The organism is Methylobacter sp. Wu8 (genome assembly GCF_036440755.1).
In the GTDB taxonomy this organism is placed as follows: Bacteria; Pseudomonadota; Gammaproteobacteria; order Methylococcales; family Methylomonadaceae; genus Methylobacter_A; species Methylobacter_A tundripaludum_A.
The window spans coordinates 124,183-148,574 of record NZ_JAZGVT010000069.1 but is presented as its reverse complement, the minus strand read 5'-3'; the positions used below and the strand labels follow the sequence as shown (position 1 = coordinate 148,574).

Sequence of the window (24,392 nt, the reverse complement as noted above, 5' to 3'; positions counted from 1 at the left end):
TATTTTTCATTTTTTAACCATGAAGGACATGAAGCGGCATGAAAGGTTTAAGTCTTCATATCCTTCATGCTCTTCATGGTAATTGCCTAAATTAATTTATGTACGATCCTTAATGCTGTATTTGCAGCAGCCCGCCAGCGTTTTGCTTAGCCTGCCACTCATCCGGGGTATACGCCTTAACGCTGACCGCGTGAAGCTTGCCTGACGCCAAGGGTTCTTTCAACGTTGCCAAGACCAATTGTTGTTTTTTCACTATCGTTAAATCGTTAAATTGCGAACTGACCACGGTGATCGTTAAGTCGCAGCCCTCGCCTTCGATCATCACGTTGGCATCGTCAATGCCCTGCTGCACCAGTTGCACAACGTCGCCGGGGGGCAATGCATCGCTTGCGGCTTCCGTTTTTTTCGGCGCGGCGGCTGTTAATAAGGGCAGCAGACTGCCGTTGTTGGACATTTCTTCAATAATGTCGCAACCGCCGACCAGTTCCGCGTTTACAAACAGCTGGGGATAAGTCGGCCAGTGGGAAATGCTCGGCAACTTTTCACGGATAAAAGGCGCTTCCAACACATTCACATAAGCGTATGGGATGTTGGTCTCATTGAGTATGCCGACTGCTTTGGCTGAAAAACCGCATTGCGGATTAGCCGGTATGCCTTTCATGTAAATAATGATCGGCTGGGCAGCCAATTGAGCGCGGATTTTGTCTTCGGTTTTCATAAAGTTCTCGATGTAATAACGGTTGTTGGGAAAATAGAGCACGGATGCCAAAAGTAGGCGTCTCTAGGCGACACGGATTAGACGGATTCACACGAATTTCTTGTACTGGTTCCCAAGCTCCTGCTTGGGAATCCCGTCTTGGAAGCTCCAGCTTCCCGAGTCGCGAAGCTGGAGCTTCGCCTCCTGGGTTCCCAATCTGGAGATTGGGAACCAGCGTCAATTGATGTCGATGGAGTTCCACTCTACCCAGCCTGCTGCCTGAGTTGGGTTTCGGCTTTTTTTATCAACCTGATCTCACCCTCCCCCTTAACCACATCGGCATCGACAATGCATTGCTCAACGTCATCGACGGACGGAATATCGAACATGGTCTTTCGCAAGATCTGCTCCATGATGCTGCGTAGACCGCGCGCCCCGGTTTCGCGTTCGATGGCTTTTTTGGCGATTTCAACCAGCGCATCCTGCTCGAATATCAACTCCACGCCTTCGTAGGCGAACAGTTGTTGATACTGGCGAACCAGCGCATTTTTAGGTTCGGTCAACACCCGGATCAATGCGTCCACATCCAGAGGTTCCAGAGGCGCCAGCACCGGGAAACGGCCGATAAACTCGGGGATCAAACCGAACTTGCGCAAATCGCTGGGCTGGGTCGCGTTCAGCATAGCTTCCAATGCCGGTTTTTCAGCCGGATTGCTCACCTCGGCATGAAAACCGATAGCCGAATTGGTCGGCACCAGGCGTTTTTCGACATGTTTTTCCAGGCCCGGAAACGAACCGCCGGCAATGAACAGGATGTTCCGCGTATCCATCGTGGCGTCACCGTCCTTGTTGCGCCCTTTTGCCGGGAGCTTAACGTGAGAGCCTTCGACCAGCCTGAGCAAGGCCTGTTGTACGCCTTCACCGGATACATCGCGGGTTCCGGTTTGCTGTTCAGGGCTGCGGGCGATCTTGTCGATTTCATCCAAGTAAACGATGCCCCACTCCGCATTGGTCATATTGCCTTCCGCGACATCCAGCAAGCGCACCAGGATATTTTCGACATCATCGCCGACATAACCGGCTTGGGTCAGTGTTGTCGCATCGGCAACAACGAACGGTACGCCGACGATTTTCGCCAGCGTGCTGGCTAACAGCGTTTTCCCGGTGCCGGACGGGCCTATCAGCAGGATGTTGGATTTGCCGATTTCCACATCCTTGTCGAACTCGCCCAGTCCCGCGTCGCCGCTTTCATGCTTCAGGCGTTTGTAATGGTTGTAAACAGCAACGGACAATATCTCTTTAGCCAAATGCTGTCCGATAATGTACCGATCGAGATATTCTTTGATTTTTGCCGGAATCGGCAATGCGCCCTGCATTTCGGACAGCTCTTTTTTGCGGCTCCAATTGCTGACGACTTGGTTGGCTAACTGCACGCAAGCCCCGCAAATATAGCCCTCGCTACCGGCAATCAAGGGGACTGAAGCGGATTGGACTATGCCGCAGAATGAACAGTGTTTGGTTTCTTTATCGCTCATTATCTTTCCTCGGTTTCTGGCGCCGTCAAACCGGCCAGCCAGGCGCGCTGACAGGTACGCCGGGCGCGTTCGTTCATCAGCTGGCGTATTTTCGGCGTCGCTTTGGCAAGCGACAGGGTTTCGGATTTTTGTATGCTCTTGCATAACAACACATGAAAACCGATTTCCGATTTAACCGCATCGCTGACTTCGCCCGCCTTTAAGCCGAACAGCACCGCATCCAGTTCGGGATAAAGCGTGCCGCGCGGCACGGTGCCCAGAACGCCGCCTTGCAAAGCGGTAGGACATTCGGAATGCTTTAAGGCCAGGTCGGCAAATTTATGCGGCTTTTTACGCAGTCTTTCGGCGAGTTCCTGGGCGCGTATCAAAGCCATCTCGGGCGTGTTTTCAGGATAGTCCGGGTTAATACTGATGAAGATATGGCAGGCTTCGCGCCGTTCAGGCAGATGAAATTGATCGGCATGGACATGGTAATAGATGCCGATTTCGACGTCGCTGACAGCGGGCGCACGGCTGGCAACCAGCTCCAGCACCGTATTGACCTTGCACTGGCGGTGCAACGCCGCCAGCAAGCTGTCTTTGTCGAGCCGGTTTTTCTCCAGATCGCTGAAAAAAGCAGCCTCGTCATCATAACGCCCCTGAATTTCCTGATAGGCCTGTTGCAGTTCCTGCTCGGTAATGATCACTGCGGCCGCCTCAGACGCATTCAGCACACGGCTTTCAATCCTGAATTCATTCAGGGCTTGTGTTTTTGCCTGCTGCAACTCGGCCTCCGCCAATTCGGCCGGCGACTTTTTAAATAAGGCTAAAGCCGCTCTTAACAAGTTGTAGGTTGACAGCTGGACAGGTTCTTCAATTACGGTCATATCAAACCTCCGGTTCACAAAATGACTCGGGATGCGCCGGGGCAAGCGCTGTCTCAGGCACCTGCAGGACCCTGCCCTGAAAAGCGACGTGGTATTGAATCAACTCGTTATCCCTGATCACCTTAAAGACCTCTCCTTCCGTGCCTTTGGCGAACAGGATATTGCCCGCAATGCCTAAATCGATAGTGCAAACCACCTTGTCCCTGAACTCGAAACGGCTGGGATTCCAGGGCTCGTCAGCGCCTATCAGCTCTTCCAGGCGGCAACCGACCATCCGTCCCTGATTCAGGAAATGCACGGTAAAAATAACTTGGTCCTGCAGAAAAGTGCCGACTTCAATGACATTGCCGACGCTGCCCCGGCGAATCAACAAAGTGCCGACGTCCATGCCCGGATAAGTGCCGTCGTTGCGCACGTTTCGGGTGACCCGGACCGATTCGCCGAACTCAAACCGGCCTTCGTCGAAGCGCTCGGGTTTCATGTTTTTATATCGCTTAAGGAAACAAACGCGGTTTGCGACGCTTCGCCCATTGCAAACACCTTAAAAACCTTTTCGGTTTGGGCGTCGGATTCTACAAAATCCTGATAGGCGCGCTGCAACAACTTGCTGTAAACCGCCCGCTTCGGAGCTTCATCTTCCGGCATCTCGCCTTCGGCTTTTTGCAAGTAATCATGAAAACGCTGCAAGATATGCAGACGGTTGACATGCACCACGCTGGGCTCGTAGTCCAGTTGAAAATATTGCAGGAAGTCTTCTGCGGACTCCAGTTCTTCCATTTCTTCTTCAAAACTCATGGGGATTTCTCCGGTAATTAAAGCGGGCCGACTAACGAAGCATCCTGAATCAAAAGATAAAGCGCCAGTATAATAAACGCCGCCAACGGCATCAGGGTTATCAATGAATCGGTGATCTCTTTTTTCAACATGATCTTGCTCCTATTAACTTTTGAGTTAGCGCAGCGCAACTCAAACAATCGAGGTTCAAAAATACGGGGTCACGCTGCGCTTACCCACCCTACATCTGTTTTACGCTTGACCACCAATTCCAATAATCCCTGCGCGCCGATCCTGTCCTTAGCGTCCAACTCGACCAGTTTTTCAAAAATGGCCTGGCTCAAATCCAGATTCTCCAAGCGCATATTCAAAAAGCCGATGGCTTTCAGCGTAAACAAATACAGCCTGATCCAGGTTAATAAATTGGCCGGCGCATCGCTGATATGGCTGCTTTGCAGGTCACGCCAATCCTCGGGAAAAGCGACCGTCGGCCTGATCACATCCAGCGCTTTAGTCGTCGCAGCCAAGGCCTCTTCCAGACGATGCTGGTAATAATAAAAACGGTTCAATGCGACCAGTACGTTCAACGACTCGGGCGCGAGAAAATAAGCTTTCAATAACGGCAACTCGGCATCGCCACCCGCATAATTTTCCGCCGCCGTCGCTATCAGCTCGTTAACGCCTGCAACGTCCGGTTCTTCAAAATACAAACCTTGCGCTTCAAAATCCAACAGATCCATCTACAACCTCGCCGCCTGTTTTACCGGGCTTTGCTGGTTCCCAACCTCCAGGTTGGGAACCCAAGCCTTGGAAGCTCTAGCTTCCTGTCTTTTTGAATACGAGAAGCTGGAGCTTCCGAGATAGCATTCCCAAGCCGGAGCTTGGGAACGAGCAATCGAGCAAAAATCCAACAGGTCCATCTATAACCTCGCCGCCTGTTTTACCGGGCTTTCTTTCTTGGGAACGCAGATGCTTTCGGCGTCGCACACATCACAACTATCCTCAACCAATACTTTATGCGCCTGCTTTTGCCCGGCCTCCAGTTCATCTATCCGTTCGATCAAACAGGCAATCGCTTTACCGACCGGATCGGGAATCAAGTGATGATCCAGATCGATGCCGTGCCGGTTTTGTATTTGCGTACCTTTACTTTGAATAACGCGGCCGGGAATACCCACTACCGTACAACAGGCCGGTACATCTTTAATTACCACCGAGTTGGCGCCGACACGGACATTGTTGCCCAACGTAATCGCTCCGAGAATCTTGGCCCCGGAACCCACCATTACGTTATTGCCCAAGGTAGGATGACGCTTTTCCTTGTTCCAGGTCGTGCCTCCCAGGGTGACGCCGTGATACAGCGTGACATCGTTGCCGATCTCAGCCGTCTCGCCGATCACCACGCCCAGCGCATGATCGATAAACAAGCGCCGCCCGATAGTGGCCGCCGGGTGAATATCGACGCTGGTAATCATTTTGCTGAATGCGGCCAGGATTCTGGCAGCCAGTTTCCAGTCTGCTTTCCATAAACGATGGCTGATCCGGTGCATCAGCACCGCATGGACGCCGGCATAGGTCAGCAATATTTCCCAGACGCTATGCGCTGCGGGGTCGCGGCCAAAAACGCAGTGGACGTCTTCATGCCATTGGGCCAGGAAGCCCTGCGTTGTTTGTCCGTTACTTCTTACCTTATCTGATATGGCCATAACCATCTTTATGCTCCTGTTGAGTGCGGAGGTGCTCACCCTCGTTCCCACGCGCCGCGTGGGAACGCCTTGAAGGACGTGCTGCGTCCCTTATTTGCGCGATGTTCATTTTCATATACTGCCCATGTCTCACGGCGTAGCGCGCCTCGACTGCATTCCCACGCAGCGCGTCACTGCCATTAAGTTAAGAAAAAGCGCCCTCTCCAGCTGGACGACTGCACGGATGCAGGAGGTAGAGCAACGCAGGAGCAGTTGCCGAGAGGGCTGGGGCGAGAAGAATAAAAATAAGGAAAAAAGCCTTATTTGATCCCCTCATCCTAACCTTCTCCCTGAGGGAGAAGGACTGTCCATCCTTAACTTAATGGCAGTGACGCAGCGCGTGGGAACGAGGAAACAAAATTAATTTAAACTCCAACCGGTTTTACCCAGCATCGGTGGACCCGGTATCCTGAAAAAAGAACCGGGATAGAGATCGTCCTGATCCGGTATTTGTAAAGTCTCTTTAACTTCCGGTTCGCATAACTGCAGTTCTTTATGTTCGTTCATGATGATCGCCCTCTAAAGATTTTGATGAAAAAGATTAAGCTCTTCGGCTTTAGGCGACCGTTTCGTGTCGCTGACAAAGCGCCTAACCTGGGTTAATAAGGCTTGCGCCTGTATCCGGCTTACCGCTATGCCTATTTGTTGATAGGCGTGAATCACGCCTTGAGTCCCCGAATGTTTACCCAGAATCAGCTGGTGGCTGCGCCCGACTATGGCCGGATCGACGCCTTGATAATTATTCGGATCTTTCAACAGTCCATCGACATGAATACCCGCCTCATGGCTGAATACGCTTTTGCCGATCAGACTTTTACGGCTACCGATCGCATCGCCCGATGCTCTGGCAACCTGCTCGGAAAGAATCGGGAAGTTCTGTAAATTAATGCCGGTTTCAATGCCGTATAACTGCTTTAAGCCGACCACAACCTCTTCCAGTGCCGCATTGCCCGCGCGTTCGCCCAAGCCGTTAACCGTGGTATTGACATGAGTCGCGCCTGCCAACGCCGCGGCCAGCGTATTCGCTGTGGCGAGCCCCAAATCGTCATGGGCGTGCATTTCAATTTCCAGGTCGGTTGCCGCTCTTAGCTTTTTGATCGTCCCGAACACGCCGAACGGTTCCATGATGCCAACCGTATCGGCGAAACGAATCCTGCCCGCCCCGGCTCTTTGCGCGGTTTCGGCCATGCGTATCAAAAAATCCACATCCGCTCGCGAGGCGTCCTCCATACCGACGCACACGTCCATGTTCAAGCTACGCGCTTCCTGAACGCAGCAGTTAATGGTGTCTAACACCCACTGCCGAGTTTGCTTAAGCTTGTGCCGGATGTGCTGATCCGAAGCCGATATGGATAAATCGACTTTGTGTACATTCAAGCCCAAACAGGCATGCAGATCGTCACGGCGCATTCTCGACCAAACCAGCAGCTTTACAGGCAATCCTAGAGCCGCAATCGCCATGATTTCATCGCGTTCCACCGGCCCCATTGCCGGAATGCCGATTTCCAGCTCCGGCACGCCCAAGCCCGCCAACTGCGTCGCAATCGCCAGTTTTTCTTCCAGCGAAAAAGCGACTCCGGCCGATTGCTCGCCATCCCTGAGCGTGGTGTCGTCGATGATGATATGGCGGGTCGGTGTTGTCATGGCGCATCTCAAGCTATTGGCAAATGGTTAAGGAACAGGGCCTAATGCCTTTAACTGTGATAAAGCAATATGCTTGCCAATTGTTGATGCCCTGAAAATAGCAGGCTCGGAGTCTGGATTGACTTAATACCGACAAGACAATGCAACGCAAGGATAGGCAATTGTCGTAAAGCCGACAAAGTGGGTTTTGGTTTTTAGTTGGGGTAAATTTGAATAAAATCTTCGCTTCGTTTACCATCCTCCCAATTCGGGAGGATAAGACGGTTAACTCATGCGCGTCATTGCCAAAAGCACTATCAAGAAATTCTGGGAACAGCCCGCTTATCGTGACGCCAAAGGCCCATTAGAAAGCTGGTATGAAGAAACCATTAAAGCTAATTGGTTTTCACCGCAAGACATAAAAGCCCAATATCGGAATGCCAGCATTTGTAACAACAACCGCGTGGTATTCAACATCGGTGGCAACAAATACCGTTTAGTTGTGGAAATGCAGTATCGCGCAGGAATCGCCTGGATAAAATTTGTCGGCACACATGCCCAATACGACCTGATTAACGTGGAGACAGTCAATGAATATTAAGCCCATCCGTAACGATGACGAATTAAAAGCCGCGTTCCAGCGTCTGGAAATGGTTTTTCAAGCGGAACCCGACACACCCGAAGCCGACGAAATGGAAGTGCTGGTCACCTTAATTGAAGCCTACGAAAACAAACACTATGCAATAACGCCGCCCGATGCGATCGAAGCCATCAAGTTTAGAATGGAACAACAAAACCTGAATAACCGCGATCTAGAGGCCTATATCGGCAGCAGCGGACGCGTTTCGGAAGTGCTTAACCGTAAACGGCCGTTGAGCCTGAGAATGATAAAACGTTTGCACGACGGATTAAGTATTCCTTATGAAAGCTTGTTGGCGGATGTGGGGTGAAAAAAGTATTAAAGTGGACCCCATTGTCCAGATCGGGAACCTAATTCCCAAGCTGGAGCTTGGGAACTAGCGAACAGCGAGAACCGGTGTCCGGCAAACGCCTAACGCCTCCGCCGTTGCACCGTCTGCGGATCGGCCGTTATCTGGCGATAAATCTCCACCCTGTCCCCATCCTTTACCGCAGTATCCAGCGGAGCGATTTTGCCGAATATGCCCACTTTTTGGCTGGTCAGGTTTATCTCGGGATAAAGCTGCAACACGCCGGACAGGTTGATGGTTTCTTCGATGGTGCTGTTGTCCGGCACTTCCAGACGCATCCATAACTGCCTATCGGATTCTGCGTAACAAACGCCAACGTTCATGATTCCTCCTCAGCAATGACTGGGGTTAATACGGTTACCGGCACTTTTCTCGTTGCCAGTTTTTGGTCGATCAGGCGTTTGCCGACAATCAAAAAAGCCAGCATGATGAAGCCGCCGGGCGGCAGCGCCATTAATAAAAAGCCTTTGTAGCCGGGAATGACGGTGACTTCCAGAAACCTGAACGATTCACCGAGCAACACCGATGCATTGGCGAACAGCGTACCCGACGCGCTTATTTCTCTGGCCGCGCCGAGAGCGACCAGCACCAGGGTAAAGCCCAGGCCCATCATCAAGCCGTCCCACAGCGCATGTTTTACCGACTGCTTGGAGGCGAAGGCTTCGGCGCGGCCCAGTAAAGCGCAGTTGGTCACAATTAACGCAATGAATAGACCCAGCACTTTATAGAGTTCGTGCGCCCAGGCATTCATTAAAATATCGACCAAGGTCACCAGCGCGGCGATCAGCAGCACGAAAATCGGGATACGGATTTCGCCGGGAATTAAATGCCGCGCCGCTGAAATGAGGCCGTTGGACGCTATGATAACCACCAGCGTGGCAAGCCCCATGCCCAAGCCGTTGGTGGCCGTTCCGGTCACCGCCAGCAAGGGGCAAAGCGCCAGGTTTTGCCCGAACACGATGTTGTTGTTCCAAATGCCGTCGGCGGCGATTTTGCGATAAGTTTCCGATATAAACATGGTCATTTTCTCCAGGGCTAATGGCTTTCAGCTTAAGATGAGACAGTTTAAGGTTAAAACCGTTCGTGGTGAGTCCTTCGACTACGCTCAGGAGAGCCTTGTCGAACCATGAACGGCTTAACCATCCACCCTTCGACAAGGCCTTCAGTCCTGAGCGCAGCCGAAGGGTCAGGGCGAACGATTAAACCTCACTCCTTGTCCCGACTTTGATGGGAAGCCGGATTAATCAGTTGTTCTTGATGCGCTTTGAATAACTGCAAGCCGCGATAAATTGCCTGCACCGACTTGCGCGGAGTAATGGTCGCACCGGCAAACTGGTCGAATTCGCCGCCGTCTTTTTTAACCGCCCATTTTGCCGGCGCTAAATTGTCCAGGGAGCGGCCGGTAAATTTCAATATCCAGTCCGACTTGGCGACTTCGATTTTATCGCCCAGGCCGGGGGTTTCTTTGTGGCTGAGCACGCGCACGCCCAAAATATTAGCGCTACGGTCTATGCCCATGATCATATTGATCGCGCCGGAATAGCCGTCGGGCGCGGTGAATTTGAAACATACGGCGGTGACGTTGCCGGACTTCTTGGCGATATAGACCGTGGTTTCGTTCGCTCCGATGTTGTATTCGGCGGACGGGATGTTCAGCGTGTCCAGCAGCAAGTCGTTGTCATAAAGAGCGGCGGGCACGACTTCTTCAAGGGATTTTTTTAAATCCTCATCGAGCCGGCGTTGGATAGTGCCTTCGGTACTGCAATTGGTCACGCCCAACAGTACGCTGGCAATTAACGCGAAGCCCGCCAAGACGCCGGTTTGAAATTCCAGTTTGGGCCTAAGTTCCGCCAAGTTCGACGGCTCCAGCCATTTTTTAAGGAATTCCCGGTAAACGGCGATCTTTTCTTTCAGGCGCATTATGGTTGCTGGGTCAAATTTCATGGTGTATTCCTATATTTTGTCTCGTTCCCACGCGCTGTGTGGGAATGCAGTCAAGGCCTGTCCTGAACTGCGCCGCGAACGGTGAGGGCCGACAATGCGTCAAACATAAATTCTCCAAATACTGGACGCAGCGCGTGGGAACGAGTTAACCCTCTCCCGCTGGAGAGGGCTTTGTTTACGATTTCGGTATTTCAAGCGGCTTGCCTTTGCGGTCGCGTCCGTAGATCCGAGGTTTAATATAATGGTCGATCAGCGGCGTCGCCGAGTTCATCAGCAGCACCGCAAAACCCGCGCCCTCTGGATACGCGCCCCAAGTACGGATAACGAAAATCAGCAGCCCGCAACCCGCGCCGAACACCAGCTGTCCTGTAGGCGTATTCGGCGAGGTGACATAGTCGGTGGCAATAAAAAAGGCGACGCACATCAACGCGCCTGAATTCAAATGCAGCAGCGGACTCACATAATGTTCGCTGTCCACGCCGTGAAAAATCCCGGCCAACAACGCAACAGTCAGCAATAACGACACCGGAATCTGCCATTGAATGACGTTTTGGCGGATCAGCCACACGCCGCCCAAACCCAGCAACAGCGTCGAGGTTTCGCCCAAGCTGCCGCGCGTCGCTCCGATAAAGTTAAGAAAACCGGAAGTGTCCTTGAGGATGTCGGTCAGTACACGGTTCTGCGAAAACTCGGTTTTGATGAAGCCCAGCGTGGTCGCGCCGGTGCTGGCGTCGATATTGTCCAAGCCTGAAAAAGTGATATGCCAGCTTTCAATCAGCCCCGGCGAGTCCGAAAAAAACAACGGCGACACATTGGCCCAAGTGGTCATTTCGATAGGGAAAGAAATCAGCAGCGCGACCCGCGCCAACATGGCCGGATTGAACAGGTTTTGCCCCAAACCGCCGTATACCTGTTTGCCTAAAATAATCGCCAGCCCGGAACCGACCACGCCTATCCACCACGGCGCCCAAGGCGGCAGCGTCATCGCCAGCAGCCAGCCGGTCAGTACCGCAGAGCCATCCATAATGACGGGCTTGACCGCCCTGCCCTTGATCCGCACGCAGAAGGCTTCAAACACAACCGCCGATAGCACGGTGATGACAAACAAGTTCAGCGCAGGCCAGCCGAAACACAAGAGGCCGAACGCTGTCGCGGGCGATATTGCCAGCATGACCTGCCACATGATACGGCTGACGCTGGTGTTGGCGCCGACATGCGCGCCGCTGCTGGGTTTCATATGCGTAATCATACCAATGCCTCCTGCTCGGCTTTTAATCGTTCCCGCTCCGCCTTGGCCGCTATCCGGGCCAATTCGTCTTCGCGTTGTTGCTGGGCGATGCGTTCCATACGGGCATTGCGCGCATCAATCAGCTTTTTGGTTTGCTCGGCTTTATGCTGCGCCTGCTGCCTGGCTACGACTTCGCCCGAGGCGTATTTAAAATACTGCACCAGCGGAATATTGGACGGGCAGATATAAGAGCAGCAGCCGCAGCTGATGCAGTCTTTCAAGCCTAAATCCACCGCCGCATCCAGTTGATTGATGCGGATGTTGTTCGCCATATCCAGAGGCCGTAATCCCGCAGGACAAACGCTGACGCAGCTCGCACAACGAATACAGGGTTGTTCATCGGTATTTTTGAGTTCGCTTTGGGTCAATGCCAGGATGCCGCTGGTGGCTTTAACGGTGGGCAAACCCATGTGCGGCAAGGAATCGCCCATCATCGGGCCGCCCATAACGATGCGCGCGGTTTCATTCTTACTTACATCGCAAAAATCGAACAGTTCGGAGATTAAGGTGCCGAAAGGCACTTCCACATTCATCGGGCGTTTGACCGCACCGCCCGCTACCGTAACCACACGGCTAAGCAAGGGATGTCCGTGACGAATCGCTTTATGGACGGCATGAGCGGTGCCGACATTATGGATAGTCACACCGATTTCCGACGACCGGCAACCGACCGGGACTTCCTTGCCCGTTACATAACGGATCAATTGCCTGTCCCAACCCATCGGGTAACGGGTCGGGATTTGTATGACTTTAATCGTAGCATACGGCTCGGCTGCGGCCTGCATCGCAAGATAAGCCTCCGGCTTGTTGTCTTCAATCGCCACCACGGCATGTTCGGTTTCCATTCCGTGCAGCATCAAACGCACGCCGTCGATAATCTCCCCGGCGCGTTCCTGCATCAGCCGGTCGTCGCAGCACAGATAAGGCTCGCATTCCGAACCGTTAATAATCAGCGTATCGATATGGTTTTCGCGACCCATATTGAGCTTGACCGCCGTCGGAAAAGTTGCACCGCCCAAGCCGACAATACCCGCCGCACCGACGCGCAAACTGATTTCTTCGGGATTCAGCTGGAACGGATCGGCGGCAATCGGTGTTTCCACCCATTCGTCCTTGCCGTCGGTTTCCAGCACGATGGTTCGGATAGGCAGCGCGGACGGGTGCGGGGCCGGATAATCGTTAACATCAAGGATGACGCCCGAACTGGGCGCATGGACCGGCGCGGAAATCAGGCCCTGGCTGTAAGCCAGCAACTGCCCTTTCAGCACTTTTTCGCCGACCATAATCAGCGGCTCTGCGGGCTTGCCGACGTGCTGTTGCAGCGGGATATACAGTTTTTTCGGCAACGGAAAATTGTTGGCTATCGGCAATGCGGCAGTCTCGGCTTTATGCTCCTCTGCATGGACGCCGCCGCGAATGCGCGGTTTAGAAAAGAAACTTAACATACGGCGTTACTCGTTTCAGGCAAAACAGGTTTAGTCCAGCGCCAGTTACGCAAGGTAACCTCGACGGGGTGCATTTGCAGGCATTCGGTCGGGCATACATCCACACATTTCTTGCAGGCTATGCAGGCGTCGGCGACGACCGCGTGAATTTGCTTCGGCGCGCCGACAATGGCGTCGGTAGGGCAGACTTTAAAGCAGCGGGTGCAGCCGGTGCAGGTGTCTTCACTGACTCGGGCGACCAATAACTCGGGCTCTTTCACGTCGCTTAAATCCAGATCCAAGCCCAATAAAGCGGCGATTTGCTCAGCCAGGGCGCTGCCGCCGGGTGGGCATATCGTAGCGGGCGCATTGCCCTCGGCCAATGCTTCGGCGGCAGGCCTGCAACCCGGAAAACCGCATTGGCCGCATTGCGATCCGGGCAGCAGGGATTCCAGTTCATCGACAATCGGGCTGCTTTCAACTTTTAAATACTTGCCGGCAATACCCAGCAGCAAGCCCAGGAACAGCCCCAACAAGGTCAAACTTACAATGGCGGATAAAACATACATAGTTTATTTCCTGTAAATCATTTGCTGTAAAGCCCTGCAAAACCCATAAATGCCAGCGATAAAATACCGGCGGTAATAAACGCAATCGGCGTGCCTGCAAATAATGTCGGGACCGCCATTAACGCCAGGCGCTCCCGCAAGCCTGCAAACAGCACCATCACCAGCGTAAAGCCGAGCGCGGAACCGAAACCGAAAATCATGCTTTGCATAAAGCCGTATTGTTCCTGCACGTTGAGTAAGGCCACGCCCAAGACCGCGCAATTGGTCGTAATCAACGGCAGGAAAATACCCAGTATCTGATACAGCACCGGGCTGGTTTTATGCACGACCATTTCGGTGAACTGCACCACGGCGGCAATCACCAGAATAAACGCGAGGATGCGTAAAAACTGGATATTGAACGGAGCCAAAATAAAGTGTTCCAGCATCCAGCTGGTCATCGCGGCCAAGGTCAGCACAAAGGTTGTCGCCAAACCCATGCTCAAAGCCGAATCCAGTTTTTTCGAGACGCCCATAAACGGGCATAGCCCGAGGAATTTCACCAGAACCACGTTGTTGACCAGAGCCGTGCCTAATAAAAGAAGAAGATATTCGCTCACTGTTTTTCCCAGGCTGTTTGCAATGCTTTTTATCAGGTGCAAGCAGCAATTATGCCAATTGCGGACACGGCACATTTATCGGTCAAACATCCAGCCAAAACCGCCCAAATCAGTGCATGAATGCTGTTGGAAGTGATACATACCGACATCGATAAAAATATTTTGTCGCAAATCCTACAATGGCTCATGATTTTGATCCCGCTGACTATTCAGACCATCAATCTGCACCCGTATGATTCAGCAGTAGGAGCGGGCCGAGCCCGCGATTGGGCAACTATACAGCGTTACTGCTCCTCCATCTCGCGGGCATGGCCCGCTCCTACAACATGTCGTAACACGTAGCAACGAAAAAACCGGAGCATTAATGTTGGCTCTATATTTGCTTAAGTAATTTTAAAGACCCATCACAGCGGCTATAACTTATGAAAAAAACTTCATTGCGATTTTTACAAACGCATACCAACATGACCAGCGTCATCGGTGAGCTTGTACCTGATTTATTTGGCGAAGGGTACGCAAATAAAGGCGACGAACTGCTTTACAGCCTGTTTGTCGAAGCGGTTGAACAGGTGCCGATAGCCATTTCCATCACCGATAAAAAAGCTAAAATTCTTTATGTTAATGAAGAGTTTTGCCGCGTCACCGGTTACCGGCCCGAGGATATTCTGGGCGAAAACGAATCGCTGTTATCGGACAAACGCACGCCCAGAGAGGTGTATTACGATTTATGGCGCACGATCAGCGCCAAGAAAGTATGGCGCGGAACTTTGTGCAACCGGCATAGGTCCGGCGAGCGCTATCTGTCCGATCTGACCATTGCACCGATGTTGAATGAAGCCGGGGCAATCACCCACTACATCGGCATGCACAGGGATATTACCCAATCCTACGAATCCGAAAAAAAGGTCGTCAACCAAAAACTATTGATCGAGTCGGTCATTAATTCATCGCCTATCGCGATGGTCGTACTCGATGACCGGGACAGGGTTATCCTGGATAACCATAATTACAAAGCGTTGGTCAGCGACCTCGATAAAGGCGAGCCCGCCACTTATTTCCTGCAACTGTTGCGCAATGAAATGGGCGATTTATGGTCGGAGTTGCAAAGCAAAGAGCAAGGCTTTAGTAACCGTGAATTCAAAGTGGAAAGCAAGGGCAACCATAAAATCCGTTGGTTCTCTTGCGCCGGAAACTGGTTTGTAGAAAATGAAGTCAATGCCGACGCCTTTTTCCAGAACGCATCCAAACAGTACCTGATACTGACGTTGACAGACATCACCCGGCAACGCAGACAGATGGAAGAGCTGCATATTCAGACATTAAAAACCATCATGGCCGAAGATGAGCGGGTGCGCGGCATCAGGGAAACCTTACTGGGCGCTATGCACCAAATTCAGATGCCGATGAACCAAATCAGGGCGGCCGAACAGATTTTGCGGCACAAGGGGGATGATCAACACGCCGGACTGTTGCAAATCTTGCAGCAGATTCAGCAATCCGGTGAAGAAGCGGTGGCTACCATGCAAAAATGCATTCCCGAGATTCTGCAAACAGCGGTCATTCCGATTAACCTGAACCAGATTCTGCATGAAGTGCTGTTACTGAACAACCAGCGGATCTGTAGTAACGATATAGAGGTACATTGGCAGCCGCTTGCCCAATTGCCGACCATGCTGGGTTCCGAGAACCGCCTGCGCATCTTGTTCAAGCAATTGATCGATAACGCCATTGATTCGGTCTGCAAATCGGACGGCTCGGAACAGCGGCTTAAGATCACCACCGATACCGATGCCGAGTTGATTTATGTCTGTATTGAAGACAGCGGTTCCGGTATTCCGGTTGAAAAACGCGCCAAAGTCTTCGAACCTTTCTACACCACGCGCCCGATGGGCGGCAATCAGGCCGGCATGGGTCTGGTTATGGCAAAGGAAATCGTCAACCAGCATCAGGGCTTTATCGAAATAGACCCGGATTGCGACCGGGGATGCCGGTTCAAAATCAGTTTCCCTCTGCACAAGCAGGTATTTAAGGGGGTGGAGTAATGGCCGAGCGCATACAACTGATCGAAGCCGAACTGGATACCTTGTATATCATCAGCCAGGTATTGAACAGCACCCACGATCTGCATGCAAAATTACAGGCGGTTTTGGAGATCCTGCACAAACGGTCGGGCATGCGTTCCGGCATGATAACGCTGCGGGAAATCGAAAATAACAGCATGATCGTCAGCGTCGTCCATACCGACGGCGCGAGTAAATTTACCGAGCCGGTCCGCTACAACCCCGGCGAAGGCCTGATGGGCGCGATACTGGATGAAGGCAGCACCATCGTCATTGAAAAAGTGTCCGAAGAGCCGCGTTTTCTAGGCCGCCTGGGTTTGTACGATCCCGAACTGCCGTTTATCGGCTCGCCGATTTACATCGAAGAAGGCGACACCATCGGCGTACTGGCCGCACAGCCGGATAACAGCCAATTTCTGGGCGAGCGCGCCCGGTTCATGGAGATGATTGCCAACCTGATAGCGCAAAGCGTCAAAATGCTGCGGCTCATCGAACGCAAACAGCGCCATCTGCTCAGCGAACGCGATCAGCTCAAACAAGCGCTGATCAAGAACTACAGCTTCGAGAACATCATCGGTCATTCGCCGCCGATGTTAAAAGTGTTCGATTTAATTCGTCAGGTTGCAAAATGGAACACCACGGTATTAATCCGCGGTGAATCGGGTACCGGTAAAGAAGTCGTCGCCAATGCGATCCACTTTAACTCGGGCTGCGCTGGCGGACCGTTTTTAAAACTCAATTGCGCGGCCCTGCCCGACACCTTATTGGAGTCCGAATTGTTCGGCCACGAAAAAGGCGCGTTCAGCGGCGCGGTCAGCCAGCGCAAAGGCCGTTTTGAACTGGCCGACAACGGCACCCTGTTTCTTGATGAAATCGGCGAGATTTCCGCATCGTTCCAGGCCAAACTGCTGCGCGTATTGCAGGAGGGCGAATTCGAGCGGGTCGGCGGCACTCAAACCATCAAGGTTAATGTGCGCATCATTGCGGCGACCAACCGCAATCTTGAAGAAGAAGTCACCGAAGGCAAATTCAGGGAGGATTTGTATTACCGGCTTAATATCATGCCGGTCCATATGCCCCCATTACGCGACCGGACCGAGGACATCCCGCAGCTGTCCGAATTCCTGCTCAACCGGATTTCGCAGCAGCAAGGCGGCCGGCCACTGGAAATCAAGGAGAGCGCGATACGCATATTGATGAAACACAACTGGCCCGGCAACGTCCGCGAACTGGCGAACCGGCTGGAACGCGCCGCAATCATGAGTCCGAACGGCATCATCGACCGCGACGTGATGGTCAGCACCGGCCTGGAAGACGAAATCGGCACCGCTATCAGCCTTAAACCGCAAAAAACACCGGCAGTTGATTTTAACGATGAAAACATGGACGACCGGGAACGGGTCATTGCCGCGTTGGAGCAAAGCGGCTGGGTGCAAGCCAAAGCCGCCCGCCTGCTGAATATGACGCCGAGACAGATTGCTTACCGGATTATGACGCTGGATATTACCATGAAGCAAATCTGATTAAGTCTTTCGACAAGGCTATCCTGGGCGTAGTCGAAAGATTTAGGACGAACCGATAACAAGTTGATTCCGTTCGTGGTGAGCCTGTCGAACCATGAACGGAATCAACTTGTTTAGATATTCCCCAAAGTATTTGGAGCAACAATGACCATTTTATACGTGCAACACGATTACGCCGTTTTCGGCTTTGGCGAAACCCGGACAGACGCCATCGCTATGGCGGCGCAATGGCTAAAGGACGAAACCGGCAAACAAGGCTGTTCAGTCGATTATGCAGAAAGCTTGTTGGTAACCTCACCCAAACCCGGACAAATGACGCTATACGAAACCGATGAAACCATCCCTCCCGATGCCGAAAACTGGGGCGGGGAAGAGCTTTTGGACTGGTATTACGACGTAGCTTGAGGTTGGTTTTTGTAACCCTAAAGCGCATTTTATCTGATTCCCAATCCGGCTTGGAAAGCAGAAAGACGTTCCCGCTAACAGGCGTGCTCAACAATGATGCAAAACTGCGACGATAGCCTACGCTCGGTCATTGACCAAAAAGATCGGAGTGTGTGCCGGTACGCTCGAAGCGAACTGCTTCACCATCCACGCAATAAATCAAGATCCAATCGGGTTCAATATGAAGGTCGCGGCTTGGCTTCCATTCTCCTTTCAATGGGTGATCGGCAAACTCACGCGGGAGAGCTTGGTCAGCCAGCAGCAGACCGATAACATAACGCAATTTGTCCATATCCTTACCACGCTTCTCGGCTAACTTCACGTCACGCTTAAACTGACCGGTATAGCTCGCCGAACGCATCAGATGCCTAATTGTTTGAATAGGTCAGAGGGACTGGAAGCGTTGAACACTTCTTCACCTTTGCGGGCCTTGCGGATCGTGTCGGCAGTCAATGCGTTGGGGGTTTCGCTGTCTGCGATGTAAAGGCGCATTAGATCACGAATGATCTGAGCGGCAGGTCGATGGCGTTCTGCCGCCACGGCCATAAACCGGTCGCGCAAATCCTGCTCCATCTTAATCGACATTTGTACTTCTTTAGCCATATTGAGCCTCGCTCGGGTGATTAATGAATCGCTTTCATTCTAAACAGGTATCCGATAGGTATGCAAGGAGTATCTGTGAAACGTTTGCTTTGTGCCATTCATTACAACACCTAAAAAAATGACTGTTGCATTTACAACAACCCCGCTCATTCCTAAAACACAAAAAATATATAAATCAACAACATAAAGCACAATACTATCGTTGGCACGACCTGTGCATTTGCTTTTTAGTAAACGCAACTTACGAGGCCAATCCGATGCAATTACCAGTATTAAACGACGCCCCTGCGACTAAAGGCGGCTGTTCAGCCAGTTCATGCGGTACAACCGACAATCAAATGGATTCATTGCCTGATTCGATACGGGAGAAGGTACAGAATCATCCGTGCTATTCGGAAGACGCCCACCACTATTTCGCCCGAATGCATGTCGCGGTCGCTCCGGCTTGCAATATCCAGTGCCATTACTGTAACCGTAAATACGATTGCGCCAATGAATCGCGTCCCGGCGTGGTTTCCGAATTACTGACGCCGGATCAGGCGGTTAAAAAGACTATGGCGGTGGCGGCCAATATTCCGCAAATGACGGTGCTGGGCATTGCCGGCCCCGGCGATCCGTTAGCCAATCCCGAACGCACCTTCGAAACCTTCCGCCGTTTAAGCGAGGAAGCGCCGGATATTAAATTGTGCGTATCGACCAACGGCCTGGCGCTGCCCGATGCGGTCGAGGAATTGTCCAAGCACAATATCGATCATGTCACGATCACGATTAACTGCGTCGATCCTGAAATCGGCGCGAAAATCTATCCGTGGATTTACTGGAAGAACAAACGTATTAAAGGCGTAAAAGCCGCGAAAATCCTGATCGAACAACAGCAAAAAGGCCTGGAAATGCTGATTGCGAAAGGCATTTTGGTCAAGGTCAATTCGGTGATGATTCCCGGCGTGAACGACCAGCATTTGGCCGAAGTCAGCAAGGTTGTTAAATCCAAAGGCGCGTTTTTGCACAACGTGATGCCGCTGATCGCCGAAGCCGAGCACGGCACTTTCTACGGCGTGATGGGACAACGCGGCCCTACTCCCGATGAATTGCAAGACCTGCAAGACAGCTGTTCCGGCGACATGAATATGATGCGCCATTGCCGTCAGTGCCGCGCCGATGCGGTGGGCATGCTGGGCGAGGATCGCGGCGACGAGTTTACGCTGGACAAGATTGAGGACATGGAAATCGATTACCAGGCGGCGATGGAAAAACGCAAGGTGATTCATCAAGCCATACAGGCTGAAATGGACAGCAAGCGGTTGGAAAAAGCCGAAAAGGCGCAGCAGCATAAACAGGAACCCAAGCTGACCACGCGTCCGGTATTAATGGCGGTCGCCACCAGCGGCCAGGGCGTGATTAACATGCACTTCGGCCATGCCAAGGAATTCCTGATTTATGAAGCTTCGCCGGACGGCGTGCGTTTTATCAGTCATCGCAAAGCCGACCAGTATTGCGGCGGCGATACCACCTGCGGCGACGGCGAAAGCACTTTGCAAGTGACCATCCGCGCTTTGGCCGGATGCGAGGCGGTGCTGTGCTCGAAAGTTGGTTATGAGCCTTGGGAGCAGCTGGAAGCCGCCGGAATTCAACCGAACGGCGAACATGCGATGGAACCTATCGAAGAAGCCGTGATGGCGGTTTACAAAGAGATGGCGGCTGCGGGTAAGTTGGATGAGGCCCAAGACTCAGTTAGAGCCAGTGCGTAGGTTAACGTCGCAAAGCTGGCCGGGGCCATGTTGCCCCGGCCGAAACATTTGAGGTTAGTTAAATCGTAGAAACGTTAGGGACGGGGTTGCAAACCCCGTCCCGCCTTGTCGACCCGATTAACTTTAGAACACACGCCTCTTCTCCCTCAGGGATGCCTATATGGATATAGGTAGTAGAGCAACGCAGGAGCGGTTGCCGAGAAGGCTGGGATGAGGGATAAAAATAGACTTTTTCCTGAGTTGATTTCCCCTCACCCAACCCTCTCCCTCTGGAGAGGCTTTACACTGCTTAAGTCAAAGTATCGGATTGGCCGGTCGTCTTCCGATGTTTGATTACCATTCCTTAGGAGCCTGTCATGGCAGTAAAAATTATTGAATCCTGCGTCAATTGCTTTGCATGCGAGCCGGTCTGTCCTAGTAACGCCATTTACGAAGCAAAGCCGCATTTTCTGGTCGACAGCAAAAAATGCACCGAATGCGAGGGTGATTTTCCCGTATTCCAATGCGCCAGCATTTGCCCGATTGAGGGCGCGATTCTGGATTCGCTTGGCTTGGCTATTAACCCGCCCGGTTCTTTAACAGGCATTCCGCCGGAAAAAATGGCCGAAGCAATGGCCGAGTTACAGTCCCACTAATTGAGGGCGCATCCGATGGCTACCGTCTATTTCTATGAAAAGCCCGGCTGTATTAACAACACCCGGCAAAAGAAATTGTTAGCCGAAGCGGGTCATCAGGTCGTGGCTGTAGATCTGTTGACCGAACCCTGGCAAGCAGACCGCTTGCGCGCTTTCTTCGGTGAACTGGCGGTACGGGACTGGTTCAATGTCAGCGCACCGGCGATCAAACAGGGCGAGATTGATCCCGGTAAGCTGACAGAGCAACAAGCCCTGACGCTGATGCTGGAAAATCCGCTGTTAATACGCCGCCCGTTAATGCAAGTCGGTAACAGTTTGATGGCGGGCTTCGATCAACAGGCGGTAGATAGCTGGATCGGCTTAAAAGCAGCCGAGTCCGATCAGGATCTGGAAAGCTGCCCTCGCCCGCTTGCACAAGCAAGCTGCGGTCATGAGTAAACCTCCGGTCTTAACTGTTGACGGCGTCGCCCAGGCAGTCCGGCTTTCAGAGCGCGTTCATTGGATCGGCGCGCTCGACCCCACGCTACGCACTTTCGACATCATTTTAAAAACCGCCAACGGAACCAGTTATAACGCCTATGTCGTCAGGGGCGATGCAGGCGTTGCAATCATCGATACTGTCAAAGAAAATTTTGCCGGTGATTTTTTCGCCCGTTTGGAATCGGTAGCGCACTATGACGAAATCAAGGTCATCGTCCTGAATCATCTGGAGCCCGATCATACCGGCGCATTGCCTGAACTGATGCGCCGTGCGCCGCAAGCCCAGCTTTACATTTCTCAGAAAGCGCAATCCATGCTCAAAGCCCTGTTAAAACAGGATGCGTTTGATTTTACGCCGGTAATGACCGGCGACAAGGTGTCGTTGGGTGACCGTACTTTAACGTTTTTTCACACCCCTTATTTGCATTGGCCGGATACCCAATGCGCTTATTTAGTGGAAGAAAAAACATTATTTTCCGGCGATGTGTTCGGCTGTCATTTTTGCGATACGCGATTGTTCAACGATGAAGTCGGGGATTTCCGCTTCTCGTTCGAATATTACTACGCCCACATCATGCGTCCGTTTAAAGAGTATGTAAACCGGGCTCTGACTCTGATTGAGCCGCTACCGCTGAATAAAATCCTGCCTGCGCACGGCCCCCTATTGCGTGATCAGCCGCAACGCTATGTGCAGCGCTATCGTGAATTATCGAGCCCGGCTTTGCAAAGCGAAATCAGCGCCGGCGAAAAAACCCTGCTGATCTTTTATATCAGCTCCTACGGCAACACGCGGCGCATGGCCGAAGCCATTTATGAAGGCGCAATGGCCGTGGAACATGTGCGCGTCTCCCTGTACGACCTGGAAGGCAGCGAAATAACGCCGTTTGTCGATTTGATCGAAGGCGCGGACGGCATCCTGTTCGGTACGCCGACCATCAACGGCGATGCGGTTAAACCGGTGTGGGATTTATTGTCTTCTCTGGCTGTGATCAATCTCAAATCGAAGCTGGGCGGCGTTTTCGGCTCATACGGCTGGACCGGAGAAGGCGTGAAAATGGTTGAGGACCGCTTGCGCGGTCTCAAGTTGCGTGTGCCCATTCCGGGGATACGCATTAAGTTAATTCCGACCGAAGAAGAAATCCAAATCTGTCGTGAATTCGGGCATGACATGGCTCAGGATCTGATGGGTTTAAGGCAACCCAAAGTGATCGATATGGCCGATCTTGCTTAGTTTTTTTTGGCTTCTCACTAGGCGGGACAAGTTATTAGTCTTAACCGTTCGCCCTGAGCCTGTCGAAGGGTGGACGGTTAAGCCGTTCATGGTTCGACAAGCTCACCACGAACGGCTTAACTGTTGCTTGTCCGGGCTTAAGTAAGTAACCGTATTTTTTATAACACATCAGGAGAGTCACAATGGCGAAAGCGTCAATTACCTTTGAAGACATTAACGTTACCGTTTCGGCACCCGCCGGTACGCGGATTATCGAAATTTCCGAAAAGGTCGGTTCAGGCATTACTTACGGCTGCCGTGAAGGCGACTGCGGTACCTGCATCATGAAAGTCACGGAAGGCTGGAACAATCTGACCGAGCCGTCTGTGCTCGAAGATAAAGTCCTGCGTGAAAACATGGCCGGTAAACATAACCGATTGGCTTGTCAGGCTCAGGTGCTGGGCGGAACCATCAGGGTCAAGCCGGTTTAAAAACACGCGACCTCATACCCATGCTTTTGCGTCACACTGCCGTAGGAGCGGGCCATGCCCGCACAGCTGCCACCGATCGTGGACATAGCCCGCTCCTACAAAATGGCTACGACGCTTTTGCTCGGGGATTCAGGTATTAAGAACGAACGCCGGGGTTCTAAAACAGAACCAGGCAACAGCACATCACACTTATAAGGAGTAAATCATGGCTTTAATTACTTTTTCAAACCCCGAATACCGGGACAAAACCGTCTATGCCGTTGCAGGCAGCCACACAGAGACATTGTTGAAACTGGCGAGGGAAAACAAAATCCCGATCAATTATGAATGCGAGGACGGCGAATGCGGCACCTGTGTGGTGAAAGTCAGCAGTATCGATAACAAACACCAACGTATGGGCGGCCCTTTAACTGAAAAAGAGAAATCAGTATTGCAAGCTAACGGCAAAATCAGCAAAGAAGAAATGGAACAAATGATTATTGACGATTTACCTTCGCCCTGGCGTCTGGCTTGCCAGATGATAGTCAGGGATGAAGATATTCTGGTCGAATATTAATCATGTCTGCCGCGCTCCAGCTCCAGGATGACCGGGAACGGATTTATTCCCAGTTAAAATCCAGATCCACGGTTAATCCTAATCACGAATGGCTGGCCTGCATGGTCGCCAGCTGGTGCGGAGGACAAGGCGTTTTACCCGACTATCTGGGGTTGGAGTGCGAGCAGTTTCATGCGTTAACAGAACATTTTTTTCCGGGTCGCAACCTTCCTGAACAAGCGCCGTCGGGCAGCAAGCTGGACTTTAGCCGGATGCTGGAAAGAGATGATCTGGTTACGCTGTTAAAACAATTCAGTAACGCCGATATTGTCGAAACGGACTGGATCATAGGCATAATCGTGGCCGGTTGCCTGGGCAGCGATCACCTGTGGCAGGATTTAGGCCTCTGGTCGCGCTCGCAATTGAGCGCCATGTTGCAACGCAACTTCCCGGAATTGGCCGCAAAAAACGACAAGGACATGAAATGGAAAAAGTTCCTGTACAAACAGCTTTGCGAAGCGGAAGGCCTGTATCTGTGCCGGGCGCCGTCTTGTAATGTGTGCATCGATTATCCCAAATGTTACGGCTCTGAAGAATAGAAAGATAAATC

At 52.2% G+C, this 24,392-nt stretch carries 30 protein-coding genes; 12 read left to right on the top strand and 18 right to left on the bottom strand.

The features are described 5' to 3' along the window. Nucleotides 1-109 precede the first annotated feature (109 nt). From grxD to nifV, 9 genes are all read right to left on the bottom strand, one after another. Entirely contained in the window at nt 110-718 is a 609-nt protein-coding gene (gene grxD / locus V3O24_RS13515) for a Grx4 family monothiol glutaredoxin (protein ID WP_331307620.1), read from the bottom strand. 242 nt (nt 719-960) lie between these two features. Further along, entirely contained in the window at nt 961-2,232 is a 1,272-nt protein-coding gene (clpX, locus tag V3O24_RS13510; RefSeq protein WP_331307619.1) for an ATP-dependent Clp protease ATP-binding subunit ClpX, read from the bottom strand. Then, nucleotides 2,232-3,098, bottom strand: a complete 867-nt coding sequence (gene nifM, locus V3O24_RS13505) for a nitrogen fixation protein NifM (RefSeq protein WP_331307618.1) — start codon at nt 3,096-3,098, stop codon at nt 2,232-2,234. Before nifM ends, clpX begins: the two co-directional genes overlap by 1 nt. Before the next feature lies 1 nt (nt 3,099). Next, on the bottom strand, nt 3,100-3,579 hold the full coding sequence (locus V3O24_RS13500) for a nitrogen fixation protein NifZ (RefSeq protein WP_104424198.1): 480 nt from the start codon (nt 3,577-3,579) through the stop codon (nt 3,100-3,102). Beyond that, nucleotides 3,576-3,893 (bottom strand): nitrogenase-stabilizing/protective protein NifW, encoded by a 318-nt coding sequence (locus V3O24_RS13495; RefSeq protein ID WP_331307617.1) that lies wholly within the window; start codon nt 3,891-3,893, stop codon nt 3,576-3,578. The genes V3O24_RS13500 and V3O24_RS13495 overlap by 4 nt, the downstream gene beginning before the upstream one ends. Before the next feature lie 200 nt (nt 3,894-4,093). Further along, nucleotides 4,094-4,612 carry a hypothetical protein gene (locus V3O24_RS13490; RefSeq protein ID WP_331307616.1) on the bottom strand — a complete coding sequence of 173 codons (519 nt, stop codon included), beginning with the start codon at nt 4,610-4,612 and terminating at the stop codon, nt 4,094-4,096. A 180-nt stretch (nt 4,613-4,792) separates the two neighbouring features. Then, the gene (gene cysE, locus V3O24_RS13485) at nt 4,793-5,578 is read right to left on the bottom strand and encodes a serine O-acetyltransferase (RefSeq protein ID WP_331307615.1); all 786 of its coding nucleotides are present in this window, start codon (nt 5,576-5,578) and stop codon (nt 4,793-4,795) included. 399 nt (nt 5,579-5,977) lie between these two features. Then, a complete protein-coding gene (locus V3O24_RS13480; RefSeq protein ID WP_181049895.1) occupies nt 5,978-6,124 on the bottom strand; it encodes a hypothetical protein in 147 nt (48 codons plus the stop codon). Between the two features lie 12 nt (nt 6,125-6,136). Further along, nucleotides 6,137-7,261, bottom strand: coding sequence for a homocitrate synthase (gene nifV, locus V3O24_RS13475; protein ID WP_331307614.1), 1,125 nt, complete (start codon nt 7,259-7,261; stop codon nt 6,137-6,139). A 271-nt stretch (nt 7,262-7,532) separates the two neighbouring features. Between nifV and V3O24_RS13470 the strand changes: the two genes are divergently transcribed. Beyond that, nucleotides 7,533-7,841: a type II toxin-antitoxin system HigB family toxin gene (locus V3O24_RS13470; RefSeq protein WP_331307613.1), complete on the top strand. Its 309-nt coding sequence runs from the start codon at nt 7,533-7,535 to the stop codon at nt 7,839-7,841. Beyond that, entirely contained in the window at nt 7,831-8,190 is a 360-nt protein-coding gene (locus V3O24_RS13465; protein ID WP_104424192.1) for a transcriptional regulator, read from the top strand. The genes V3O24_RS13470 and V3O24_RS13465 overlap by 11 nt, the downstream gene beginning before the upstream one ends. 101 nt (nt 8,191-8,291) lie before the next feature. Here the strand turns inward: V3O24_RS13465 and V3O24_RS13460 are convergent, their stop codons facing one another. The 7 genes from V3O24_RS13460 to rsxA all read right to left on the bottom strand — a co-directional run bounded on the left by V3O24_RS13460 (nt 8,292) and on the right by rsxA (nt 14,053). Next, nucleotides 8,292-8,552 (bottom strand): RnfH family protein, encoded by a 261-nt coding sequence (locus V3O24_RS13460; RefSeq protein WP_331307612.1) that lies wholly within the window; start codon nt 8,550-8,552, stop codon nt 8,292-8,294. Then, nucleotides 8,549-9,247, bottom strand: coding sequence for an electron transport complex subunit E (locus tag V3O24_RS13455; RefSeq protein WP_104424190.1), 699 nt, complete (start codon nt 9,245-9,247; stop codon nt 8,549-8,551). The genes V3O24_RS13460 and V3O24_RS13455 overlap by 4 nt, the downstream gene beginning before the upstream one ends. A 188-nt stretch (nt 9,248-9,435) precedes the next feature. Then, the gene (gene rsxG, locus V3O24_RS13450; protein WP_331307611.1) at nt 9,436-10,173 is read right to left on the bottom strand and encodes an electron transport complex subunit RsxG; all 738 of its coding nucleotides are present in this window, start codon (nt 10,171-10,173) and stop codon (nt 9,436-9,438) included. Between the two features lie 175 nt (nt 10,174-10,348). Then, nucleotides 10,349-11,422: an RnfABCDGE type electron transport complex subunit D gene (locus tag V3O24_RS13445; protein WP_331307610.1), complete on the bottom strand. Its 1,074-nt coding sequence runs from the start codon at nt 11,420-11,422 to the stop codon at nt 10,349-10,351. Further along, nucleotides 11,419-12,906, bottom strand: a complete 1,488-nt coding sequence (gene rsxC, locus V3O24_RS13440) for an electron transport complex subunit RsxC (protein WP_331307609.1) — start codon at nt 12,904-12,906, stop codon at nt 11,419-11,421. Before rsxC ends, V3O24_RS13445 begins: the two co-directional genes overlap by 4 nt. Further along, on the bottom strand, nt 12,900-13,454 hold the full coding sequence (gene rsxB, locus V3O24_RS13435) for an electron transport complex subunit RsxB (RefSeq protein ID WP_331307608.1): 555 nt from the start codon (nt 13,452-13,454) through the stop codon (nt 12,900-12,902). The genes rsxC and rsxB overlap by 7 nt, the downstream gene beginning before the upstream one ends. Before the next feature lie 17 nt (nt 13,455-13,471). Next, nucleotides 13,472-14,053, bottom strand: a complete 582-nt coding sequence (gene rsxA, locus V3O24_RS13430; protein ID WP_006892569.1) for an electron transport complex subunit RsxA — start codon at nt 14,051-14,053, stop codon at nt 13,472-13,474. Nucleotides 14,054-14,475: 422 nt separating this feature from the next. On the opposite strand from rsxA, the gene nifL reads away from it, so the two are divergent. The 3 genes from nifL (at nt 14,476) to V3O24_RS13415 (ending at nt 18,041) form a co-directional block, all read left to right on the top strand. After that, on the top strand, nt 14,476-16,095 hold the full coding sequence (gene nifL, locus V3O24_RS13425) for a nitrogen fixation negative regulator NifL (protein WP_331307606.1): 1,620 nt from the start codon (nt 14,476-14,478) through the stop codon (nt 16,093-16,095). Continuing rightward, a complete protein-coding gene (gene nifA, locus V3O24_RS13420; protein ID WP_104424183.1) occupies nt 16,095-17,636 on the top strand; it encodes a nif-specific transcriptional activator NifA in 1,542 nt (513 codons plus the stop codon). The genes nifL and nifA overlap by 1 nt, the downstream gene beginning before the upstream one ends. 144 nt (nt 17,637-17,780) lie before the next feature. After that, a complete protein-coding gene (locus V3O24_RS13415; protein WP_104424182.1) occupies nt 17,781-18,041 on the top strand; it encodes a hypothetical protein in 261 nt (86 codons plus the stop codon). Nucleotides 18,042-18,168: 127 nt separating this feature from the next. On the opposite strand, the gene V3O24_RS13410 is transcribed toward V3O24_RS13415, so the two are convergent. Then, nucleotides 18,169-18,441 (bottom strand): type II toxin-antitoxin system YafQ family toxin, encoded by a 273-nt coding sequence (locus tag V3O24_RS13410; protein WP_104424181.1) that lies wholly within the window; start codon nt 18,439-18,441, stop codon nt 18,169-18,171. After that, nucleotides 18,441-18,683 (bottom strand): addiction module antitoxin, encoded by a 243-nt coding sequence (locus V3O24_RS13405; protein ID WP_104424180.1) that lies wholly within the window; start codon nt 18,681-18,683, stop codon nt 18,441-18,443. The genes V3O24_RS13410 and V3O24_RS13405 overlap by 1 nt, the downstream gene beginning before the upstream one ends. A gap of 257 nt (nt 18,684-18,940) precedes the next feature. On the opposite strand from V3O24_RS13405, the gene nifB reads away from it, so the two are divergent. The 7 genes from nifB (at nt 18,941) to V3O24_RS13370 (ending at nt 24,381) form a co-directional block, all read left to right on the top strand. Next, a complete protein-coding gene (gene nifB, locus V3O24_RS13400) occupies nt 18,941-20,431 on the top strand; it encodes a nitrogenase cofactor biosynthesis protein NifB (RefSeq protein WP_331307605.1) in 1,491 nt (496 codons plus the stop codon). Between the two features lie 356 nt (nt 20,432-20,787). Next, the gene (locus tag V3O24_RS13395) at nt 20,788-21,066 is read left to right on the top strand and encodes a 4Fe-4S dicluster domain-containing protein (RefSeq protein ID WP_104424178.1); all 279 of its coding nucleotides are present in this window, start codon (nt 20,788-20,790) and stop codon (nt 21,064-21,066) included. A gap of 15 nt (nt 21,067-21,081) precedes the next feature. Beyond that, nucleotides 21,082-21,504 (top strand): ArsC/Spx/MgsR family protein, encoded by a 423-nt coding sequence (locus V3O24_RS13390; protein ID WP_331307604.1) that lies wholly within the window; start codon nt 21,082-21,084, stop codon nt 21,502-21,504. Beyond that, on the top strand, nt 21,497-22,777 hold the full coding sequence (locus V3O24_RS13385; RefSeq protein WP_331307603.1) for an FprA family A-type flavoprotein: 1,281 nt from the start codon (nt 21,497-21,499) through the stop codon (nt 22,775-22,777). Before V3O24_RS13390 ends, V3O24_RS13385 begins: the two co-directional genes overlap by 8 nt. 182 nt (nt 22,778-22,959) lie before the next feature. Next, on the top strand, nt 22,960-23,247 hold the full coding sequence (locus V3O24_RS13380) for a 2Fe-2S iron-sulfur cluster-binding protein (RefSeq protein WP_104424176.1): 288 nt from the start codon (nt 22,960-22,962) through the stop codon (nt 23,245-23,247). 205 nt (nt 23,248-23,452) lie between these two features. Continuing rightward, nucleotides 23,453-23,803 (top strand): 2Fe-2S iron-sulfur cluster binding domain-containing protein, encoded by a 351-nt coding sequence (locus tag V3O24_RS13375; protein ID WP_104424175.1) that lies wholly within the window; start codon nt 23,453-23,455, stop codon nt 23,801-23,803. Between the two features lie 2 nt (nt 23,804-23,805). Next, nucleotides 23,806-24,381 carry a nitrogen fixation protein NifQ gene (locus V3O24_RS13370; protein WP_104424174.1) on the top strand — a complete coding sequence of 192 codons (576 nt, stop codon included), beginning with the start codon at nt 23,806-23,808 and terminating at the stop codon, nt 24,379-24,381. Nucleotides 24,382-24,392: the final 11 nt, after the last annotated feature.

Bases quoted from the DNA above. Each gene is read 5' to 3' on its own strand.
- V3O24_RS13415 (WP_104424182.1), top strand. From the start codon at position 17,781: ATGACCATTTTATACGTGCAACACGATTACGCCGTTTTCGGCTTTGGC.
- cysE (WP_331307615.1), bottom strand. From the start codon at position 5,578: ATGGCCATATCAGATAAGGTAAGAAGTAACGGACAAACAACGCAGGGC.
- V3O24_RS13490 (WP_331307616.1), bottom strand. From the start codon at position 4,612: ATGGATCTGTTGGATTTTGAAGCGCAAGGTTTGTATTTTGAAGAACCG.
- V3O24_RS13385 (WP_331307603.1), top strand. From the start codon at position 21,497: ATGAGTAAACCTCCGGTCTTAACTGTTGACGGCGTCGCCCAGGCAGTC.
- V3O24_RS13410 (WP_104424181.1), bottom strand. From the start codon at position 18,441: ATGCGTTCGGCGAGCTATACCGGTCAGTTTAAGCGTGACGTGAAGTTA.
- V3O24_RS13495 (WP_331307617.1), bottom strand. From the start codon at position 3,893: ATGAGTTTTGAAGAAGAAATGGAAGAACTGGAGTCCGCAGAAGACTTC.
- nifB (WP_331307605.1), top strand. From the start codon at position 18,941: ATGCAATTACCAGTATTAAACGACGCCCCTGCGACTAAAGGCGGCTGT.
- nifM (WP_331307618.1), bottom strand. From the start codon at position 3,098: ATGACCGTAATTGAAGAACCTGTCCAGCTGTCAACCTACAACTTGTTA.
- V3O24_RS13370 (WP_104424174.1), top strand. From the start codon at position 23,806: ATGTCTGCCGCGCTCCAGCTCCAGGATGACCGGGAACGGATTTATTCC.
- V3O24_RS13480 (WP_181049895.1), bottom strand. From the start codon at position 6,124: ATGAACGAACATAAAGAACTGCAGTTATGCGAACCGGAAGTTAAAGAG.
- nifA (WP_104424183.1), top strand. From the start codon at position 16,095: ATGGCCGAGCGCATACAACTGATCGAAGCCGAACTGGATACCTTGTAT.
- V3O24_RS13375 (WP_104424175.1), top strand. From the start codon at position 23,453: ATGGCTTTAATTACTTTTTCAAACCCCGAATACCGGGACAAAACCGTC.
- rsxC (WP_331307609.1), bottom strand. From the start codon at position 12,906: ATGTTAAGTTTCTTTTCTAAACCGCGCATTCGCGGCGGCGTCCATGCA.
- grxD (WP_331307620.1), bottom strand. From the start codon at position 718: ATGAAAACCGAAGACAAAATCCGCGCTCAATTGGCTGCCCAGCCGATC.
- nifV (WP_331307614.1), bottom strand. From the start codon at position 7,261: ATGACAACACCGACCCGCCATATCATCATCGACGACACCACGCTCAGG.
- V3O24_RS13460 (WP_331307612.1), bottom strand. From the start codon at position 8,552: ATGAACGTTGGCGTTTGTTACGCAGAATCCGATAGGCAGTTATGGATG.
- V3O24_RS13390 (WP_331307604.1), top strand. From the start codon at position 21,082: ATGGCTACCGTCTATTTCTATGAAAAGCCCGGCTGTATTAACAACACC.
- V3O24_RS13500 (WP_104424198.1), bottom strand. From the start codon at position 3,579: ATGAAACCCGAGCGCTTCGACGAAGGCCGGTTTGAGTTCGGCGAATCG.
- nifL (WP_331307606.1), top strand. From the start codon at position 14,476: ATGAAAAAAACTTCATTGCGATTTTTACAAACGCATACCAACATGACC.
- V3O24_RS13465 (WP_104424192.1), top strand. From the start codon at position 7,831: ATGAATATTAAGCCCATCCGTAACGATGACGAATTAAAAGCCGCGTTC.
- V3O24_RS13470 (WP_331307613.1), top strand. From the start codon at position 7,533: ATGCGCGTCATTGCCAAAAGCACTATCAAGAAATTCTGGGAACAGCCC.
- rsxB (WP_331307608.1), bottom strand. From the start codon at position 13,454: ATGTATGTTTTATCCGCCATTGTAAGTTTGACCTTGTTGGGGCTGTTC.
- V3O24_RS13405 (WP_104424180.1), bottom strand. From the start codon at position 18,683: ATGGCTAAAGAAGTACAAATGTCGATTAAGATGGAGCAGGATTTGCGC.
- V3O24_RS13380 (WP_104424176.1), top strand. From the start codon at position 22,960: ATGGCGAAAGCGTCAATTACCTTTGAAGACATTAACGTTACCGTTTCG.
- V3O24_RS13445 (WP_331307610.1), bottom strand. From the start codon at position 11,422: ATGATTACGCATATGAAACCCAGCAGCGGCGCGCATGTCGGCGCCAAC.
- V3O24_RS13455 (WP_104424190.1), bottom strand. From the start codon at position 9,247: ATGTTTATATCGGAAACTTATCGCAAAATCGCCGCCGACGGCATTTGG.
- clpX (WP_331307619.1), bottom strand. From the start codon at position 2,232: ATGAGCGATAAAGAAACCAAACACTGTTCATTCTGCGGCATAGTCCAA.
- rsxG (WP_331307611.1), bottom strand. From the start codon at position 10,173: ATGAAATTTGACCCAGCAACCATAATGCGCCTGAAAGAAAAGATCGCC.
- V3O24_RS13395 (WP_104424178.1), top strand. From the start codon at position 20,788: ATGGCAGTAAAAATTATTGAATCCTGCGTCAATTGCTTTGCATGCGAG.